This is a genomic window from Mesorhizobium sp. M1A.T.Ca.IN.004.03.1.1 (genome assembly GCF_003997555.1).
GTDB lineage: Bacteria > Pseudomonadota > Alphaproteobacteria > Rhizobiales > Rhizobiaceae > Mesorhizobium.
This window is the reverse complement of sequence record NZ_RZTV01001096.1, coordinates 1-235: the sequence shown is the minus strand read 5'-3', so window position 1 is coordinate 235 and position 235 is coordinate 1. Positions and strand designations below refer to the sequence as shown.

General features: G+C 56.6%; 1 protein-coding gene. It reads left to right on the top strand.

Annotation, left to right across the window (positions count from 1 at the left end; translation table 11 throughout):
• A partial coding sequence (locus EOD29_RS35070) for an amidohydrolase family protein (RefSeq protein ID WP_164764105.1) occupies positions 1-235 on the top strand: 235 nt, incomplete at both ends.

Here is a 235-nt window from a genome sequence, read left to right as displayed (position 1 = left end):
CGAGCCCATTGAAGCCTCAACGTTGGCAAACCCCTATTACGCTAGTGCGCTGGTCAGTGCCTACAATGACTATCAGATCGCCGAGTGGTTGCCGAAGGACAATCGCTTCATGGGTTCGATCGTCATTGCGCCCCAGGATCCAAAGTTGGCGGCCGCTGAAATCCGTCGGCTGGGCAGTCATCCTCGCATGGTCCAGGTTCTAGCCTCCCAAGGCTCAGTGAAGCCGTATGGTGAT